Source organism: Chimaeribacter californicus (assembly GCF_002858675.1).
Taxonomy (GTDB): Bacteria; Pseudomonadota; Gammaproteobacteria; order Enterobacterales; family Enterobacteriaceae; genus Chimaeribacter; species Chimaeribacter californicus.
Genome location: NZ_PJZF01000072.1, coordinates 1 through 1272 on the forward strand (window position 1 = coordinate 1; position 1272 = coordinate 1272).

Here is a 1272-nt window from a genome sequence, read left to right on the forward strand (position 1 = left end):
CAGGCCTGGTTAACCGCACCACCCTGTGGGGTTCTGCAATCAACCGTATCCACCCGCGTAACGGTGCCCAGTACTTCACCTTGCTGACCCTGACCAATGCCAAAAAGGGCGGGATCAACTTCCGTACCGGCCAGGTCATTGAAAGCGCCTCCAGCTAATCCAGTAACCACCCGTTAAACCCGAGCGCCCGCCAGTGGGCGCTCTCTTAAGGAATATGCTGAATGTCTAACTACAGTATCCCTACTGCGCTGACGAATGTGTCTGCTGTGGCGGTGTCGGCCATTAGTGCTGATAGCACCCTCACCACCGGCGACAACCTTAATCAGTCTGTATGGGCGGGCGTCGGTGCCTTTGCCCGGGGCAAGCCGTTCACCGCGCTGAAGATCACCAAGTCCAACTTCCTGGATGTCTTGGGCGCGCCTATCCATCCGGCCGCCGGCGCGCAGTTTGAGCCGATCCGCCACGTTTATGAGGCAGTCCAGGAAACCGACGGCTATGTCGTGCGCGTTGTGGCCGATGATGCCAAATACCCGGTGATCACCTTCTCCTATGCTGATGGGGTAATCACACACACCACGTCCGCATTGGCCTATGGCACCAAGGTAGAGCTGACCGGCTCACAGTTCCTGGCGGTGTATATCGATGATGGGGATCCGTCTACCGCACGTCACATCACCTTCTCCCCGGACTCCGCCAGCACCACGCGCTTTAAGCTGAAGCTGACGGAAACCAACAGCCTGGGCGTGACCTCTACCCTGGAAACCACCGTTGTTTCCTTTGGCACGGATGATGCTGACTCCATGGGGCGCGCCTGCTACATCGAGAGCGCCTTGGAAGCCCGTTCCGCCTATATGCTGGCAGTGTGTGATGCAGCGGCGGCGGCCGACATTCCATTCACCGCAACCGATGCCATTGCCTTCGCTGGTGGTACCAACGGTACGCAAAGCACTATCACTGATACGCAGTACGCCAAGGCGATGACGGCGCTTTCAAATGCCAACGTGAACTACACCCATGTCCTGGGATTGGGGTGCTACAGCTCGGCAACGCACAAGCTGCTGGCCGATCTTGTTCTGGATCGCCGGATTGAGGGCTTCATTGACTTCAAAGGCACCCTGACCTATGCCGAAGCACTCGCGGCCTCTGCCGATTCGGGTCTGGTGACCACGAATAACACCTCGATCAACCTGTATCACTTCCCGTTCACCCACAAAGACCAGTGGACGTCTGGCCGTGTCAATGTGGGGCTGTCTGGCGCTGCTTATGCGGCAA

General features: G+C 58.1%; 1 protein-coding gene. It reads left to right on the plus strand.

Annotated features, from left to right (window positions below):
- Positions 1 to 221: 221 nt before the first annotated feature.
- Positions 222 to 1272, plus strand: a 1051-nt coding sequence (locus CYR55_RS22860) for a hypothetical protein (protein WP_101818582.1), incomplete at its 3' end; no start/stop codon positions are given.